Annotated in this window: 17 protein-coding genes; 3 read left to right on the forward strand and 14 right to left on the reverse strand. The window is 37.0% G+C overall.

The window, feature by feature from the left end:
• Positions 1-136: 136 nt before the first annotated feature.
• Positions 137-475 (reverse strand): winged helix-turn-helix transcriptional regulator, encoded by a 339-nt coding sequence (locus LCP48_RS12835; protein WP_004227817.1) that lies wholly within the window; start codon positions 473-475, stop codon positions 137-139.
• 105 nt (positions 476-580) lie between these two features.
• Here LCP48_RS12835 and LCP48_RS12840 point away from each other — a divergent pair, with 105 nt between their 5' ends.
• The gene (locus LCP48_RS12840) at positions 581-964 is read left to right on the forward strand and encodes a RidA family protein (RefSeq protein WP_004227814.1); all 384 of its coding nucleotides are present in this window, start codon (positions 581-583) and stop codon (positions 962-964) included.
• 105 nt (positions 965-1,069) lie between these two features.
• On the opposite strand, the gene LCP48_RS12845 is transcribed toward LCP48_RS12840, so the two are convergent.
• The 10 genes from LCP48_RS12845 to LCP48_RS12890 are packed head-to-tail and all read right to left on the reverse strand — an operon-like array spanning position 1,070 to position 9,986.
• Positions 1,070-1,228, reverse strand: a complete 159-nt coding sequence (locus tag LCP48_RS12845; RefSeq protein WP_004227812.1) for a hypothetical protein — start codon at positions 1,226-1,228, stop codon at positions 1,070-1,072.
• Positions 1,228-1,518 carry a hypothetical protein gene (locus LCP48_RS12850; protein WP_004227810.1) on the reverse strand — a complete coding sequence of 97 codons (291 nt, stop codon included), beginning with the start codon at positions 1,516-1,518 and terminating at the stop codon, positions 1,228-1,230. Before LCP48_RS12850 ends, LCP48_RS12845 begins: the two co-directional genes overlap by 1 nt.
• Before the next feature lie 13 nt (positions 1,519-1,531).
• Positions 1,532-3,241 (reverse strand): phage tail protein, encoded by a 1,710-nt coding sequence (locus tag LCP48_RS12855; RefSeq protein ID WP_004227808.1) that lies wholly within the window; start codon positions 3,239-3,241, stop codon positions 1,532-1,534.
• A 15-nt stretch (positions 3,242-3,256) separates the two neighbouring features.
• Positions 3,257-3,868 (reverse strand): putative phage tail protein, encoded by a 612-nt coding sequence (locus LCP48_RS12860; protein ID WP_004227806.1) that lies wholly within the window; start codon positions 3,866-3,868, stop codon positions 3,257-3,259.
• Entirely contained in the window at positions 3,865-4,956 is a 1,092-nt protein-coding gene (locus tag LCP48_RS12865) for a baseplate J/gp47 family protein (RefSeq protein WP_004227803.1), read from the reverse strand. Before LCP48_RS12865 ends, LCP48_RS12860 begins: the two co-directional genes overlap by 4 nt.
• Positions 4,949-5,365 carry a DUF2634 domain-containing protein gene (locus tag LCP48_RS12870; protein ID WP_004227801.1) on the reverse strand — a complete coding sequence of 139 codons (417 nt, stop codon included), beginning with the start codon at positions 5,363-5,365 and terminating at the stop codon, positions 4,949-4,951. The genes LCP48_RS12865 and LCP48_RS12870 overlap by 8 nt, the downstream gene beginning before the upstream one ends.
• Entirely contained in the window at positions 5,359-5,799 is a 441-nt protein-coding gene (locus tag LCP48_RS12875) for a DUF2577 domain-containing protein (RefSeq protein WP_004227799.1), read from the reverse strand. The genes LCP48_RS12870 and LCP48_RS12875 overlap by 7 nt, the downstream gene beginning before the upstream one ends.
• Positions 5,796-6,761: an XkdQ/YqbQ family protein gene (locus LCP48_RS12880; protein WP_004227797.1), complete on the reverse strand. Its 966-nt coding sequence runs from the start codon at positions 6,759-6,761 to the stop codon at positions 5,796-5,798. The genes LCP48_RS12875 and LCP48_RS12880 overlap by 4 nt, the downstream gene beginning before the upstream one ends.
• Before the next feature lies 1 nt (position 6,762).
• Positions 6,763-7,461, reverse strand: coding sequence for a LysM peptidoglycan-binding domain-containing protein (locus LCP48_RS12885; RefSeq protein ID WP_004227795.1), 699 nt, complete (start codon positions 7,459-7,461; stop codon positions 6,763-6,765).
• On the reverse strand, positions 7,458-9,986 hold the full coding sequence (locus tag LCP48_RS12890) for a tape measure protein (protein WP_225340255.1): 2,529 nt from the start codon (positions 9,984-9,986) through the stop codon (positions 7,458-7,460). Before LCP48_RS12890 ends, LCP48_RS12885 begins: the two co-directional genes overlap by 4 nt.
• A 308-nt stretch (positions 9,987-10,294) precedes the next feature.
• Here LCP48_RS12890 and LCP48_RS12895 point away from each other — a divergent pair, with 308 nt between their 5' ends.
• Positions 10,295-11,644 (forward strand): IS1182 family transposase, encoded by a 1,350-nt coding sequence (locus LCP48_RS12895; RefSeq protein WP_225340256.1) that lies wholly within the window; start codon positions 10,295-10,297, stop codon positions 11,642-11,644.
• 326 nt (positions 11,645-11,970) lie between these two features.
• Here LCP48_RS12895 and LCP48_RS12900 read toward each other — a convergent pair whose 3' ends face one another.
• Both LCP48_RS12900 and LCP48_RS12905 read right to left on the reverse strand, forming a co-directional pair.
• The gene (locus tag LCP48_RS12900) at positions 11,971-12,858 is read right to left on the reverse strand and encodes a hypothetical protein (RefSeq protein ID WP_004230318.1); all 888 of its coding nucleotides are present in this window, start codon (positions 12,856-12,858) and stop codon (positions 11,971-11,973) included.
• Positions 12,859-13,026: 168 nt separating this feature from the next.
• On the reverse strand, positions 13,027-13,464 hold the full coding sequence (locus tag LCP48_RS12905; protein WP_009370438.1) for a LuxR C-terminal-related transcriptional regulator: 438 nt from the start codon (positions 13,462-13,464) through the stop codon (positions 13,027-13,029).
• Positions 13,465-13,605: 141 nt separating this feature from the next.
• On the opposite strand from LCP48_RS12905, the gene LCP48_RS12910 reads away from it, so the two are divergent.
• Complete coding sequence (locus tag LCP48_RS12910; protein ID WP_004230322.1) at positions 13,606-13,845, forward strand: hypothetical protein; 240 nt, start codon at positions 13,606-13,608, stop codon at positions 13,843-13,845.
• A 200-nt stretch (positions 13,846-14,045) separates the two neighbouring features.
• On the opposite strand, the gene LCP48_RS12915 is transcribed toward LCP48_RS12910, so the two are convergent.
• Complete coding sequence (locus LCP48_RS12915) at positions 14,046-14,750, reverse strand: YetF domain-containing protein (RefSeq protein WP_004230323.1); 705 nt, start codon at positions 14,748-14,750, stop codon at positions 14,046-14,048.
• Between the last annotated feature and the right edge of the window lie 88 nt (positions 14,751-14,838).

The raw sequence follows: 14,838 nt of genomic DNA on the forward strand, positions 1-14,838 counted from the left end.
AATTCCTTTTAATATTTTTCGCCATCTATGGAAGAATCACCTTCTTTCACTAAACTGCAGTTAGTTCAAAAAGATAATCTATGATTAATGAACATTTTGGAACAATTATCTATTACATCAGCCATACAAAAGATACTTAATTATTAGAGTTTTTTTCTCCCCACTCACATAGCTGTTCCAAAACAGGTAGTAGAGTTTCTGCTTTATGTGTGAGACTGTATTCAACTTTAGGAGGAATTTGTGGATACTCTTTCCGATTAACCATTCCATCTGCTTCCAATTCTTTAAGTTGTGAACTTAATGTTTTAAAGGTAATAGCTCCTATTCTTCTTTTCAAATCATTAAACCGAACTGTTTGATTTTCTGCAAGAATATAAATAATAAGCATTTTCCATTTACCACCAATCACTGATAATGTATATCCGAAAGGTGTTTCTTGAATATTCCCCTTCTCTTTATAGTCAGCCATACCCATATTTACACTATCCTTTCTGGTAGTACCTTTCAAAAAAGTGCGTACTATTTTTTTGTTTGCGTTCATTTTATACTGACATTACTTTGAAGTAAAGGAGAGAAAAAAATGAAAAATGTTAAAATCTACAATCATGATCTTTGGGATCACGGTATTTCCCAAGGTTATAGTGTCAACGGCACTATCTACATTTCAGGGCAATTTTCCCACGATACAGAGGGGGCATTCGTTGGCGATGGCGATATCGAGGCACAGACACGACAAACTCTTGAAAATCTAGATCGTGTTCTAGAAGGGTTTGGTGCAACGAAGTACAACCTCGCTTATCTGGAAATCTATTTAACAAATGCAAAAGAACACACCGAGCCAGTCATCCGACTTTTCAAGAAATACATGGAACAGCATCGGCCAGCGGGTAGCCTCATTGGCGTGAATTATTTGGCATCCCCAGAGCAACTAATCGAAATCAGCGCAGTAGCACACACAGACTAAGTAAACAAGGAAAGTTATAAAGGGAAATAAACTGAACCCCGAATAGATAACACTTTTAGAAAAAGTAAACCAATTCGGGGTTGTTTTTTTTTATAAATTATACTATTAAACGCCTTCAGTAGCTGTTAGAATATAATCTTCAACAGCCACTCGGTAATCCTCATTCGTAATATCATCAATTACATAAATTTGATTTGTCTTTGGATTAAGTCCACCTGCCATAATTCTTTCAGCTGCGATTCTTACTACTACTTGATTGACCATTATAAAATTCCTCCCGCGTCATTTTCTGTTGCCAAAAGCAAAGCATCTTCAAGCTCTCGTATTTGTTTTTCTTGTGCGTTCTCTATTGGTTGCAGTATTACTTTTTTATTTTCAACATCAACACCAACAATCATATTTTTTGAGTAATCTATTGATCCAAATGGAATATCAATAAATTCAATAACTTCGTCTGGATCTCGTTGAGTATCTGCATTATGAATTTCACCAGCGATAAATAATATATTTCTTGATGCTTTATTGTAATAAACTCTGTTTCCTACTTGTAGCATTTAGTTTCCCCCTTTATTTAATTGCCCAGTAATCAAATAATCCAGTTCCATTTGGGTAAGCTGCGGATACATTAAAACCGCCATTAAATACCGAAAATGTGTTGTTCATTCCATTACCATTTATCAAGATTAAAAATTCACTTGCTGTGAATTGTTCGTTATACATCCCTTTAGCTTGAATATTTGCATTTCTGGCTTGGAGCATAATTGCTCGCGGCTTGAATGGTAACCCACTTACCGCAAATGTCGTTCGGAGATTGTCACTTGTGATAGTACCTGTACCAGCTTTGATATTACTTAAATTTCTAATGTTAGCAGCAGTCGTCGCATACGATGCGTCAGGCGCGGTGTAAACACCCATGTCAGTGACCGCCTGATTAACTGCAGCCTTACCATCACTGACAGAGGACTTTAAATCAGCTAAATTGAATAAAATCCCATCATTACCTCTGACTAATATTGAGCCGTCTTTTAATAAAGACATCGCAAGAACACCGTTACGGATAAATTCAAATCCAAGATCATTTTCATTATTGGCATTAAATCTCATTAATGAGTAGTGAGATTGGTTAGGTGTTCTAAAAACAAGACTTCTTACCCCACCTTCGATGACCACATCTTCTTTAGTTACGAGCAGACCAGTTATAACGTTACTTCCGTTCTTAGTCACAAAGCTAGATGTTTGCGCTGTCCACGGGTAGCCACCAGCAGTAGGACTTCCTGTATCCATTGACGTAACTGTAGCCTCATTCGTAGCTGTGAATACACCTTTAGCGCCTGTAGCGTAACCTTGTACAGCCAGACTAACAGTCATAGGGTTAGAAGCGCTAGGTGCTTTTCTAACTTCGATAATCATATTAGTACCGTTGAACACTGCTCCACTAATGTAATAATCTCTAGCAAATGTAGTAGATATAGTCTCTATAGTCATATTATTTAACTTAACACCGCTGCTGTCATAACTACCTACTTGAAATAATGCTGTAGCGCCACCATGAGACTCTGACCCTCCCCAATAAGTAGTGATAGCTAATTTTACTGTTCCTGAAAACCTACCATCGAAAGGAATAGTTATGCTTAGCACTTCAACGTTCGTATTACTTTTCCAAGAAGAGTTAGGGAAGAATATTACCTTTTCTGCGTAGTGGTCACTTAAATTCATAACAGATACATCATTTTTAACACCTTTTTGCCATGAGTTATCAACTTTAGGTTTCATTTGTTCCGAATGTTCAGTAAGCGCCGTTTGTACCTGTGCTACTTTTCCATCCACATAATTACGAGATGCAATAATAACTGTAGGATCAATCGTTAGTTTTACGACATCAGCATTATTTGTTTCAATAACAAAATGAATTAATGTTTCCTCCGACACGCCCTCACTTAACTGAGGTTTATATTTCTCTGGATATTGTCCAATGGCTATCAAATTATTTTTTTCATCAAAAATACCAATCTCACGAATCGTAAAACCACCTGCTGTTACGGGGATCACAGCATCAATAATAATACGATTGCTATTAGTTGGATCAATCGATAGTTCAGCAATTGGACCTCTCCAAACTTCGTGTACTAAAGCTGTTTGGTTTTGTTTTGGTACATAGTGAGCACCATTTCCATCGCCTAGTGCAATGTACTCTAACCCCACCTTCGTCTGTGTAATTTGGGCATTGGCTATTTGCGCTAACCCTATGTTTGTGATTAATGTGCCGTATTGCGCCACAATATCACTCCTCTCCTATATTGGCATTATTGTGATTGTTGAGGCTGTTTTGATGCCTGCTAGGTTGTTACTACGCATATGCCGCTCGATGGTACCGAGATTTAATGGATGCAACGTGATATCAGAGCCGGTTGCCATAAAGCTCGGCATGTAAACATTGCCTTCAATTTTAAATTTCCGGGCCATTCGTAAAGCTATATTTAATGGTACAATACGTTCAATTAAGTTTTTTGCTTCCCTATAATAAATCGTTTCTGGTGTAACAAATAACTCCATTTCAAATACAACAATATCTAGGTTCATTTCATACATATCTTGACCTAATAACGCATCCAGCATATTTTTTAGGTATTCGTACACTAACGTTGAGATTTCTTGCATTCTCGAAAGTAACCTTGCCTTGCGGAAATCTAAAGTTTCCACCCGTCGATCTGCAATAATGCCAAAATCTTTTTCACGTATTGTAATGGCTGCCTCTTCTGAAGATAAAATAAATTGATCCTTTTCTATATAAAAAAAAGCTTCATCGAGTTTACTCCAGTCTGTTACAACTGTTTCGGACAACTCTTGAAACTCTCTAATATCTCGATAGTATGATGGAAGTTCATTCATAAAGTCATTGCTCATGCGACCACTTCCTTCAATATAATTTCCGTAATTACAGGTATCTCTTCGATTAGATTAATATTACTTTCTACTCCATTTAATCGTGTGATAGTAATATCCTCTACTCCATCAATCTCTAAGAGTTTCGATTCAATATGCGTGATGCGTACATTGATATCTAAATCCTTATACCAATTTGCACGTAACTCCGAGACATATGCTTCTAGGATTTCATTAGCTTGCGCTTCGATTTGTCCAATTGTAGCCCCATTTAAAATAAGCTCGCATTCAATGGTGATCCCAACTTCTCCGACACCCTCGACAATAACACTATGACCAATCGGTGCGGTGCCGTATCCATCTCCTTTGAATTCAACGGGGTCAATAATCTCTTGCACATATGCAATAAATTCAGGTGTAGGTGCATTAAAATCAGAATCAATAATAATCACTTTTACTGTACCACCACCGTATGGAGCACGTCTTAACCGCACCCCACCAACACCTTGTATGGCACGCACTTTTTTACGATAATCTGCCCGATTGCCACCAAATGCTTTATCCCTAATATGTTCCAAATACTTTTGGTACAGGGATTCATCCGTTTCCTCATCTTCACCTGGTACAATAACATCTGCTAGCAGAGCTCTTCCTAATTTATTATTTGCATCGACAGGAAGTAAATCACCATAATCTCTGTTCCCTACAGCCCCAGCCGTTTGCGCCTCTACTTTAAATTTTCCTGGTTCTATATTTTCTATTACTTGATACAACAAATCATCTAATCTGTAAAGACTGTTTAAAGCAACTTGCAAGGGCTGTCCATCTCGATCAGTGAAGATAGCTCGTCGTATTGCTTTACCTGCCTTTTTACGTTCTACGCCAAATTCGTTGACACGTTTTTCAAGATCAATGCCGTCAGCTGTAGCCGCAAAAGTACGACGATATAGCACCGCCATATCCCAGTATGTTTCAGCAAGCTTGAATGCCGTAGGGGCAATTGCATCATAAATGATGCTTCCTTCCCGCTTATCTACATCATCTGGAACACGTTCAAGCAACTCTGATACTAATTTTTCAAAGGTTTGAGCTTCCAAATATTCAAGCAAGTCTCACCGCCTCCTTCAGTAGCTGTACATCACCGTAAACCGTATGCGCTACAAATGTAACCAAGACATCCTCTTTCGTAGTAAATTCTAAAATGAAATTCGATAGACTTGTAATACGTTCATCTTGTAACAAGGCTTCCTGAATGCGTCTACCTAAATCACCGCGTACATATAACTCATCTTGACCAATCATATTTTCAAAACCATAGTCGTCGGAATAAATCAGATGCTTGAAGCGCACTGTATTTAATACTTTAAAAATGGCTTGTTCCATTGCCTTTTGGCTATCTATAAAACCCCCACAGCGTCCTTTCACAAAATCTAGTTTATAGGTTCGTGTGGGCAACTGTGCCGCTTCGATTATCTCAATGTCTGGCGTAATTGTTACCCCGTCTGTAGGCACTACCATACTTTATCCCCCTCTTTATATCTATCTGATACAAAATATCTTTGCCCTCCCTGCACCCTATGCAACACAACTTTATCACCTATTTTAAGCCCATCTTCAAAAATAAATTTTGCGTATTTCATGTCATATTTTTCATAAGGATTAGGTTCAGATTCCCTTATATTTTTTCGTGAAGAACTTGCTTGTTTCCATGCATCTCCCATACGGCCACTAGAAAAATTCTGTGCATATTCATAAGCAATTGAAACTATACGTTCATGCCTTGTCAAATGCTCAGCCACAAGTAAAAACTCATCCGTTAAGATGAGCTTGGAATGGACTTCTATTTTAAGTGGCTTCGATTCAATTACTTCACCTACAACGATATTGACTGGATTGGATGCTTGGAAGGCAGCCATGGCCGTTGTTTTGATTAAATCTAGTAAACTCATCATATCACCTTTAATTCTAATGACATTGTATGGACTTTAGGTGTCCAATCATGGGTGCAAGTATCCACCAAAAACAATTGTTTTAACCCTAGCTTTTCGATGAAGATAAACACCATTTTGCCTGCTCGTACACGCCAGTCACCTAAACATTTCAAAGATAGTTTCTTTTTTTCTTTATTGTGTACAGCTAGTAATGCATCTAACAGACTCTCAATTTGCGCTTTCGTCATATTTTCATCTACTTTTTCGTAATACTGTAATTGTCCCCATTTAGAGATATTGTTACTATCCTGCGCTATAAATACCCGTCTCTTTGATGCCTTTTTATCATCTAAAACGAGCTTAATGCGATTGTAACTATCATCTATAGAGATGGAATAATCATAATCATACAAAAGACTTTCTTCACCTATATAAAAATCAGTAGGTGGGATAACTAAATCTTTAATATTATGAAGCCCCAGCGAGCCAAAATCGTCCATGAAAACAAAACTTTGATTGGTTGCTACAATAGCCGAATCAATGTATTTCATAATGACATCTAAGGCTTTTTTATCTTCCTCTATCATTGCTGGTGCTTTATAGCCTGTCTTCGTAGATACACTTAATTTTAATTTAGCTTGGCTGCATATTTGAGCTATAGCAGCCTCGGACTGCATTGATTTCATGACAAATGTGTCATTGAACATTAAATACCTCAGTTGGTCATAAGCAGTAATCTTAAATTCGCTGCTTTTCCCCAATCCAGCTTTAAATGAATAACCATAGAAAATTTTGTTCTTCTCATCAGTTACCCTTACAATCGCACCAGATATAATTTTATTTTCGAGTGGCTTCGGATTTAACAGATTAACATTCAGTTCAGAAGCTTTTCCTGTTTTTTCTGTTTTCCAACTAATTGACGTGACAGGGATTTCATATATCTTTCCATCACGATTGTCGATTAATACTTCTATACCTGTCACCTCATTTCTTAGCTGTCCACTCAGGCGGTATTTTTACTTTTAAGCCAATAGGTAATTTTCTTAACTCACTGTCCTTTATTCCATTCAACGATTGTAGCGCCTTGTAGTTTGCTCCATTTCCGGTATACTTTTGAGCTATCTTCCAAAGCGAATCCCCTTTTACTAAACTATAAGTCTGCGGAATAGGTTTAGGGTTATCTCGCGGAGCTACCTTTTTAGCAACTGTTACTGGCTGCTTAGTGGCCGCTACCTTTTTAGTGGCACTCTTTTTTACTACTTCCATCTTTTTGAATCCAAAGGGCACATGTTTTTTAAAAGAAATCGTGTAGTCTACATCTTCTGTGCCAAATTGATCCTTTGGTTCAAAGCTTTCAATTGTCACCAATTCATTAACGGAAAAGGAACCACCAACATAAATAAAGCGGATAACCGTTTCTGCGGCCATCCACTTGTTTATCTGATCTATATATATCTGAGGCTCTCTGAATTGAGTTTCTGCATAGTGAGTATCCTCAGCAGGGAAAAATGATGAGAAAGCAAATTCTGTTAGTTTCATTGGTTTAGGTACATTAACTGTTCCCTTTTTGGCAATGGAAAATTCTTCACCATCAGCGGTGTTTTTAAAAGGGAGTTCAGGCGGATTTACAGGTATACGAAAGCCCTCGGTATCATTTTTAGCACTAAGATAGATGCCTATCATGTATATACCCCCTCAACTGAACGATCTTGCTCATCTTTTAACCACTTCACAATTTGTTTGATTAGTTCCTGCAAGTCCACATCTTTATGAATATCACCTGAAAATTCAATTTTAGGATCACTCTTAATATGCTGCACTATGGTCTTATTATTGTTGGTAATAGGTGAAGCGGAAACATTTTCACGGATGTCTTTTGAAACTGCAATGTCATCTCTTGACGGAGCGGTTAATGTTTGGGATACGAGATCATTAATTTCCGTTGCATTGCCACCTACCCTAGACAAATCACCAAACTTATTAAGCATCTTCTCCATTTTGCTACCTGTAGTATCCTCAAACTTATTATGAACCTTTAAATTTGGTGTTAAAGAAACAATGTTATTAATCGCCTTACCCTCTGCAATATCTTTAAATATCTCAAGATATTCGTCTGCAAGGTTTATTTTGTCCTCAATCTTTTTGACCTTATCAAGCTTACCACCTTTTAATTTTCCTTTGTCTGGATCTCCTGCTGCACCTAATCCAGATTCAGAAGGAGCGGTTTTTACAACGTCGTCCATTAAGCTTGCTTTATCAAGAAAAGGATTTTCTTTATTTTTATCATTTTTACCTAATCCAGCTAAACTTTTTGCCTTATCAACTAAGCCACTCACTTTATCAGCAGCGCTCATCATACCGTCATATGCCCATTCGTTTGCTTTATTAAAAGTATCTGGGATACTAAAGAGCTTGGTCTTAGACAAACTAACTACGTTTTTATCACTGGTTGGAGCTTTAATATTTGCCGCAAAGTTCTGCCAATGCTTTGTAATAACATTTGATTTACCAGTCTGTAACTCACCTATTTTACCGAAATTAACACCAGGTATTTTATTAACTAAGGTGATTAATCCATTTACAGCCTTGATGGCAATGTTAACGCCTGCAACAAAGGCATTTCCTAACGCTGTTGCAGCACTATCAAAACTCCCTGTCATAGCTGACATATTTTCGACTACCATCATAACCAAATCATAAAATAATTTTTTTACTGCATAAACGGGATCAATAAATAAATTAATAAAGAATTCGGCAAAAATTGTTAAGAAATTTGCTATATTTATAAATTGATTGAGGATATAGGCTCCTAATGCTGCGAAAATGCCTGCTACAAACCCAACTACCGTGGCAGTCTCTTCACCCCACATAACCATGGCCATTACTACTAAGGCAATTACTGTAATGATGGCAATAAGTACCCACGTTATTGGATTTGAAAGAAATGCAGCATTTACAACCCATTGTGCCGCTGCCCAAGCAAGAGTGGCTACTCTAATTAAACCTAATATTGCATATTTAGTTGCTAGTATTGCTACTATTGTTCCTATAATCGTTCCTAAAATAACTAAAATAGGTACCACCAAACTAGCATTATCATACATAAACTGGCCTATAGCCCCAATCATGTTATACAATGCCTCAAGAATCGAGAATACAAATGATAGCCCTGATACAAAAAGATTAATAAACACCATTGCATGCCCTGCTAAAGTTCCGAAAGCATTGGAATTTACAAATTGTCTAAAACGTACGAATAACGGCTCGAAAGCTCGCTGTGCCCAGTTATTCAAGACTGTCATAGCATCAGCAAATGTCAGTGGCATTTTATTAAATTTGTCTTCAATTTCCGTAGCTGCTGCAAATAAAGATTTTTTAATAATATCAGCAGTAATTTCACCATCTGACGACATATCCTTCAAGCCTTCCATTCCAACACCTGTAGCATCAGCAATCGCTTGGCCTAGGAGCGGAGCATTTTCCATTATTGAACGAAATTCATCGCCCTGTAGTCGCCCTGAAGCCATCGCTTGTGTCAATTGGTACATACCTGCTTGTTTCTCTTGTGTCCCCGCTCCTGATACGCTAAATGATTTATTCATAAGCTCTGTAAAACGTAAAGCTTCATCATTGCTTGCAAAAGCATCTTTAGCTAATAGATTTAACTTAGCAACACTTGACGCTGTATCGTTATATGAACTTAAACTTCGTTGAGATGCCCTATAAATCTTGTCTTGCAACTCCTTCTGGGTCTGCAATCCGTCGTTAATATTAGCTAAACGGGCATTAGTATTTGAATAATTATCAGAAGCTTGTGTAAATTTACTAAACCCGTTAGTAATGCCTTGAATAGACAGGTACGCAGTTGTAAAACCCAATAGATTAGTTAACAACATACGTACGCTACTGGTGGCCGAATTCGCACTATCTCGGACCCCATTTAGACTATTTCTTAATCTATTTCCTGAAGTTTGCCCCTCGCTACCTGCCAACCTAGCACTTGATCTTAAACGCTCAAAAGAAGCACTTGCACTTTCTATGTCTCGCCGAGCTCTCTGTAAACTGCGCATATCACTAGCTCTATTAGATGCTGTGTGCATTTGTTCCATTGCCCTAATGGTACTATTCATTGCTTTCATCATTTTTTGAAGAGTGCCAGTCATTTTATCTGTTAATGACATTGTTGTGCGTACAGACAGTTTAATCATCCTCCTCTCTAGCCAAAATAAAAAGCACTCAATAAGAGTGCTTCAGACTGTAGACAAACTCAATGAATTTTGAGTTTGCCTACAGTCTTTTTTCTTTTACAATAAAATAAAGTAAAGCCGTTGATTTCCACTACGGGCGGACGCTTTCCGCGGGCGGGGTCGAGCTGCTTCCCTCGCTTCGCTCAGTCCAGGATCTCGACTTTCCCGCTTTTCCCGCAGGAGTCGCCACCCTTCGTTCCAATCAACTTCTACATAAAGAATTCCTTATTCATCTATTGATAAAAAGTACACTTTCGAGGTGATCAACCATGATGACGAAAAATCAAATCAATGAACGTGAACAATTAGAAATGCTAACGATTGATCAATTAGTTCCCCAAGATCATTTAGTACGAAAACTAGAGGCGGCTATTGATTTTTCATTTATCTATCCTTTAGTAGAAAACCTCTACTCTGCCAAAGGACGCCCTAGTATTGATCCTGTTGTTCTCTTTAAAATGACGTTTATTCAGTACGTTTTTGGTATACGGTCCATACGTCAAACCATCAAAGAAATTGAAACGAATATGGCGTATCGTTGGTTTTTAGGATTTGGCTTCCAGACAGAAGTCCCGCATTTCTCTACCTTCGGTAAAAATTATGTCCGTCGCTTTCAAGACACTGATCTATTTGAGCAGATATTCTATCGTATATTAAAAGAGATTATGCATCAAGGACTCCTCCATGCAGACCATTTATTTATCGATTCTACGCATGTGAAAGCGAGTGCGAATAAACGAAAGTATGATAAAAAAGTTGTGCGAAAAGAAACACGGGCTTATGAAGAGAAACTTCAATTAGAGTTAAATATTGATCGTGAGGAACACGGAAAAAAGCCCTTTTCCCCGGAGAAATTTGAAAAAGAAGAATGGAAAGAAATAAAGGAAAGCACGACAGATCCTGAAAGTGGCTATTACGTGAAGGATGAACGTACGAAACAGTTTGCGTATTCTTTTCATGCAGCGACAGATGAAAAGGGCTTTGTCTTGGGTGCCATTGTGACTCCGGGAAATGTGCACGATAGTCATGTATTACAGCCACTTGTGGAAAGAGTCATTAAAAACGTTCAAAAACCATTAGCTGTTGCGGCAGATGCAGCCTATAAAACACCCGCAATTACAAACTTTTTATTAGAGAATCAAATGTTGCCTGTTCTTCCTTATACACGTCCTAAAACGAAAGATGGTTTCTTCCGAAAGCATGAGTATATATATGATGAGCACTATAATTGTTATCTTTGTCCACAAGGACAGATATTGAAGTATACGACAACGACTAAAGAAGGGTATCGTCAATATAAATCGAATCCTTTGATTTGTGCGAAGTGTCCGAGCCTATCCCAATGTACAGAAAGTAAGCAACATCAAAAACTCATTCAACGTCATATTTGGGAATCATATGTAGAGGAAGCAGAACATTTACGTCATTCCAATGACATCAAACAAATCTATGCAAAGCGCAAAGAAACGATTGAGCGTGTCTTTGCCGATGCAAAGGAAAAGCATGGTATGCGATGGACAACCTTAAGAGGTCTAAAAAAATTGTCCATGCAGGCGATGCTTACTTTTGCTGCCATGAATTTAAAGAAACTGGCTACTTGGACGTGGCAAGTAGCTTAAGAGAGCAACTATGCTCGAAGCGTATGTTGGATTTGGCAATGTATGACCAAATATCAAGACGACATAGGAAGAAAAATGACAAAAGCCCTCGAGAGTGAACTTCTCGAGGGCTTTTGTCTACAGTCTGAAACACTCGTTAAGAGTGTTTTATTTCATTCACTATTTCCCACATTCTATTATCTGCTTTAGCAATTCCGTTATGATAAACTAATTAATCTTCCCCTTTAATGAAAACAAACGCTAATCCTAATTACAAAATATTACTAATAGGGGTAGCACCATGTGTATTTTTAGTCAATCCCAATTAAGTAATTCAACCTAAAATTCTATTCTATATTTTTTTTAGCTGCGTAATCACCATAAAAGTAAGTGTCCCAAAAATCACCATATTTTGGAGTGGCAATTATTGTATATTCCCCATTTTCCTCAACTTCAAACAAAACTACACTATTATGTTCCCATCCCACAAATTGTTTTGAGTCATCTACGAGCATATAGATGCTGTATATTCCCTTTTCTAATACTTCACTTTTTTTGAAGTCATCAATTAATTCTTTGGCGTTTGGAATAGTGTGTTTATTTTCATTTATGTCAAACTCAAATTGGAAATTTACCACGCCTATTTTCGATGCATACCTTCCATACCTGTCATCACCAATATTATTTCTTGGGTCGCTTGGTACCAATGTAGGTAAAAGTTTAATAGTATCTATCTTTTGTGTCATTTTAAAATCGTCAAGTAGCTCTTGATAATTACCTACACCTATCTCAATATTGTCGTAGGGAAATATTGAAACAGGTCCATTTCTTACTGGTTCATATTCATTAGGGTATTTCACTAAACCATATTTTGTTATTAGCTGTTCAACTACTTGAACTACCTTTGGATGTTGCTCAATATATGCACCCTTGAATTGTGAAAGGTAAATATCGTCATGACTGCCCTTCCCTATAACCTTCAATGTATCTCTATCAATCATTAGGTACGGATAAGCACGATATGGCTCTTTCATTTCTATATATGTTTGATGGTCAATACTTGCAAACCAGTTATTACTTGCCTGAATAACAGAAAACTCTCCTTGTATTCCATAGTTTGTTTCTAAATATTCTTGTATTGGTTGATTCAGATCATCTTTAGAGAAACATCCACTAAGAATTAGGATTGATGTACTTGCTAAGATAACTTGAATCAATCTTTTAATACTCTTCATTTCCTAAACTCCATTTCCTAAATTTTGATAATATTATAACATTTTCCGTTAAATAAGCTACTCCGTTAGCTTAAGTACATATTTTCACAAACTCAACTAAAGATTGAAGTTACTCCACAATATGGCCCGATTGTTGAATAAATGTTTTAAAAAGAAGCAGCCTTTCGGCTACTTCAACATCTGACTCAAAATATTATTTCTTACTCTAAAAATTGTTGTGCTAGATAACCCCATATGCTTGCCAATTGCACGCATGCTATCCCCATCTAGCAGTCTATGAAGGACCTCAACCTCCCTGTCACCAATCACGTAAGGCATACGCTTTTGCACTTCTGCTATCTTTTGCTCGTATTCCTTAATTCGATAGTTTAGCGAATATACACGGCGTTGTACCTCTGTGAATACTGGATCGCTTGTACCTCCACTAGCCTTCGGTAATGTCGCTTCAATGCCATACATAGCTGTTTTAGCTCCGATGTAGCTGTTGTTATCCATCTTCGCTACTGGCTGTCGTGCTTCCTCAACGGTTTCAACCATCCAGCGATAATTCTCAATCCACTGAATTAAATTCTCTTTCGTTACTTTGATTTGCCCTTGTTTGCCCATTAGGTTTGCCCTCCTACGGTGTGATATACTAGAGTTGTGAACACCATCAAAGGGCATAAACCAATTCAAGCTGTAGCGTGTGCAAACGCCGCGGCTTTTTTTATGTTACAATTTACATAAAATACATAATGAGGTAATTGTATGGAGTTCTTAAAAGCTTTTGCATTTGGTGGATTAAGCGTGCTATCTATCATGTTGCCAGTATTAATGTTAATGGTTGTTGTAATTGGTTGTATCGTTATTTTCTCGTCATTTTTTGAAAAACTACTCCCAAAAATAATTTATAAACCTCTTTTAGTTTGTGTGGTTCTAGTTGGTTTTTATATTTGGGCTGTGCCCATGGATATGGGATTTCGTGAATTTTTTAGAGCGATTTTTTAATCGCTCTTTATTCGTCTTATCCTTATAATGTGCAATAAATAAATTAAGCTTCTATTAACCAGTACAAGACAAATTTCAAATAACTCGGATTGCTTTACTACTTCACTGACTGTTTTACTTCTCATTTCACTAGCAAGCATGAATATTAATAATGCCTGTGATTTAGAAATTTTCTTTGCTGTATAATCTGTTTCCCCTTGTCACTTGTTAACTTTCAAACTAATGTACAATGATCCATCTGTTTGAACTTGGGCAAAATAAACGTCTTTTACGTTTTGAACCTTTTGCTTTTTCAACTTCTTCATAAGCCAGTCTTCAGTTAATTCAAGTTCAACTAAATTTTCGTAAATAAGCTGACCATCCGAAATAACTTCTGTTGGCAAATATGTCGGAGGTGCAATGTTTGCATGGACATCTTGCTTAGTAGCTACTTGTACTGAGGTTTTTTGTAAAACGCTAAGCTTACCATCTGTCTCAAGTATTGCAAATTGTATATCCTGTACTGAAAAAATTGCTTTCTCCCTTAACATCATTGTTAGCTTGTCCATATGCAACCGATTTTTCTTTAAAGAAGATTCTAGAATTAGGCCATTTTGAATGACAATAGTCGGTTTATCATCAAATAATACTCGTGCTTTTTTAGATTTTAAAGAGATGATGGTTATTAAAAATGTTAAAAAAGCCCACCAAATTAACGATATTAATCCATCCAAAAAAGGTGTTTCAGCTACCGCGGCTATTTGAGACGCGATAGAACCAATTGAAATGCCTGTTATATAGTGGAAAAAAGTTAGTTGACCAAGTTGTTTTTTTCCAAGAAGTCTTGCCAGAATAAGAAGTACAAAAAAAGAAAATAATGTTCTAAGAGTCATTTCCCAAAAATTAAGTGTGAAAAAGTGATCCATTCAACCTTGTTCCTTTAAACCATTGTTGAATAATAGCATGTACAAGAAACTCCTTCTAATGCTAATTTATGAGAATTTGTTCAGTACA

Origin of the sequence: Lysinibacillus capsici (genome assembly GCF_020217405.1) — a bacterium.
GTDB lineage: Bacteria > Bacillota > Bacilli > Bacillales_A > Planococcaceae > Lysinibacillus > Lysinibacillus capsici.

Excerpts from the sequence above, each read along its gene's own strand:
- LCP48_RS12835 (WP_004227817.1), bottom strand. The coding sequence starts at position 475 with ATGGGTATGGCTGACTATAAAGAGAAGGGGAATATTCAAGAAACACCT.
- LCP48_RS12840 (WP_004227814.1), top strand. The coding sequence starts at position 581 with ATGAAAAATGTTAAAATCTACAATCATGATCTTTGGGATCACGGTATT.
- LCP48_RS12845 (WP_004227812.1), bottom strand. The coding sequence starts at position 1,228 with ATGGTCAATCAAGTAGTAGTAAGAATCGCAGCTGAAAGAATTATGGCA.
- LCP48_RS12850 (WP_004227810.1), bottom strand. The coding sequence starts at position 1,518 with ATGCTACAAGTAGGAAACAGAGTTTATTACAATAAAGCATCAAGAAAT.
- LCP48_RS12860 (WP_004227806.1), bottom strand. The coding sequence starts at position 3,868 with ATGAGCAATGACTTTATGAATGAACTTCCATCATACTATCGAGATATT.
- LCP48_RS12870 (WP_004227801.1), bottom strand. The coding sequence starts at position 5,365 with ATGGTAGTGCCTACAGACGGGGTAACAATTACGCCAGACATTGAGATA.
- LCP48_RS12875 (WP_004227799.1), bottom strand. The coding sequence starts at position 5,799 with ATGATGAGTTTACTAGATTTAATCAAAACAACGGCCATGGCTGCCTTC.
- LCP48_RS12885 (WP_004227795.1), bottom strand. The coding sequence starts at position 7,461 with ATGATAGGCATCTATCTTAGTGCTAAAAATGATACCGAGGGCTTTCGT.
- LCP48_RS12890 (WP_225340255.1), bottom strand. The coding sequence starts at position 9,986 with ATGATTAAACTGTCTGTACGCACAACAATGTCATTAACAGATAAAATG.
- LCP48_RS12895 (WP_225340256.1), top strand. The coding sequence starts at position 10,295 with ATGATGACGAAAAATCAAATCAATGAACGTGAACAATTAGAAATGCTA.
- LCP48_RS12900 (WP_004230318.1), bottom strand. The coding sequence starts at position 12,858 with ATGAAGAGTATTAAAAGATTGATTCAAGTTATCTTAGCAAGTACATCA.
- LCP48_RS12905 (WP_009370438.1), bottom strand. The coding sequence starts at position 13,464 with ATGGGCAAACAAGGGCAAATCAAAGTAACGAAAGAGAATTTAATTCAG.
- LCP48_RS12910 (WP_004230322.1), top strand. The coding sequence starts at position 13,606 with ATGGAGTTCTTAAAAGCTTTTGCATTTGGTGGATTAAGCGTGCTATCT.
- LCP48_RS12915 (WP_004230323.1), bottom strand. The coding sequence starts at position 14,750 with ATGGATCACTTTTTCACACTTAATTTTTGGGAAATGACTCTTAGAACA.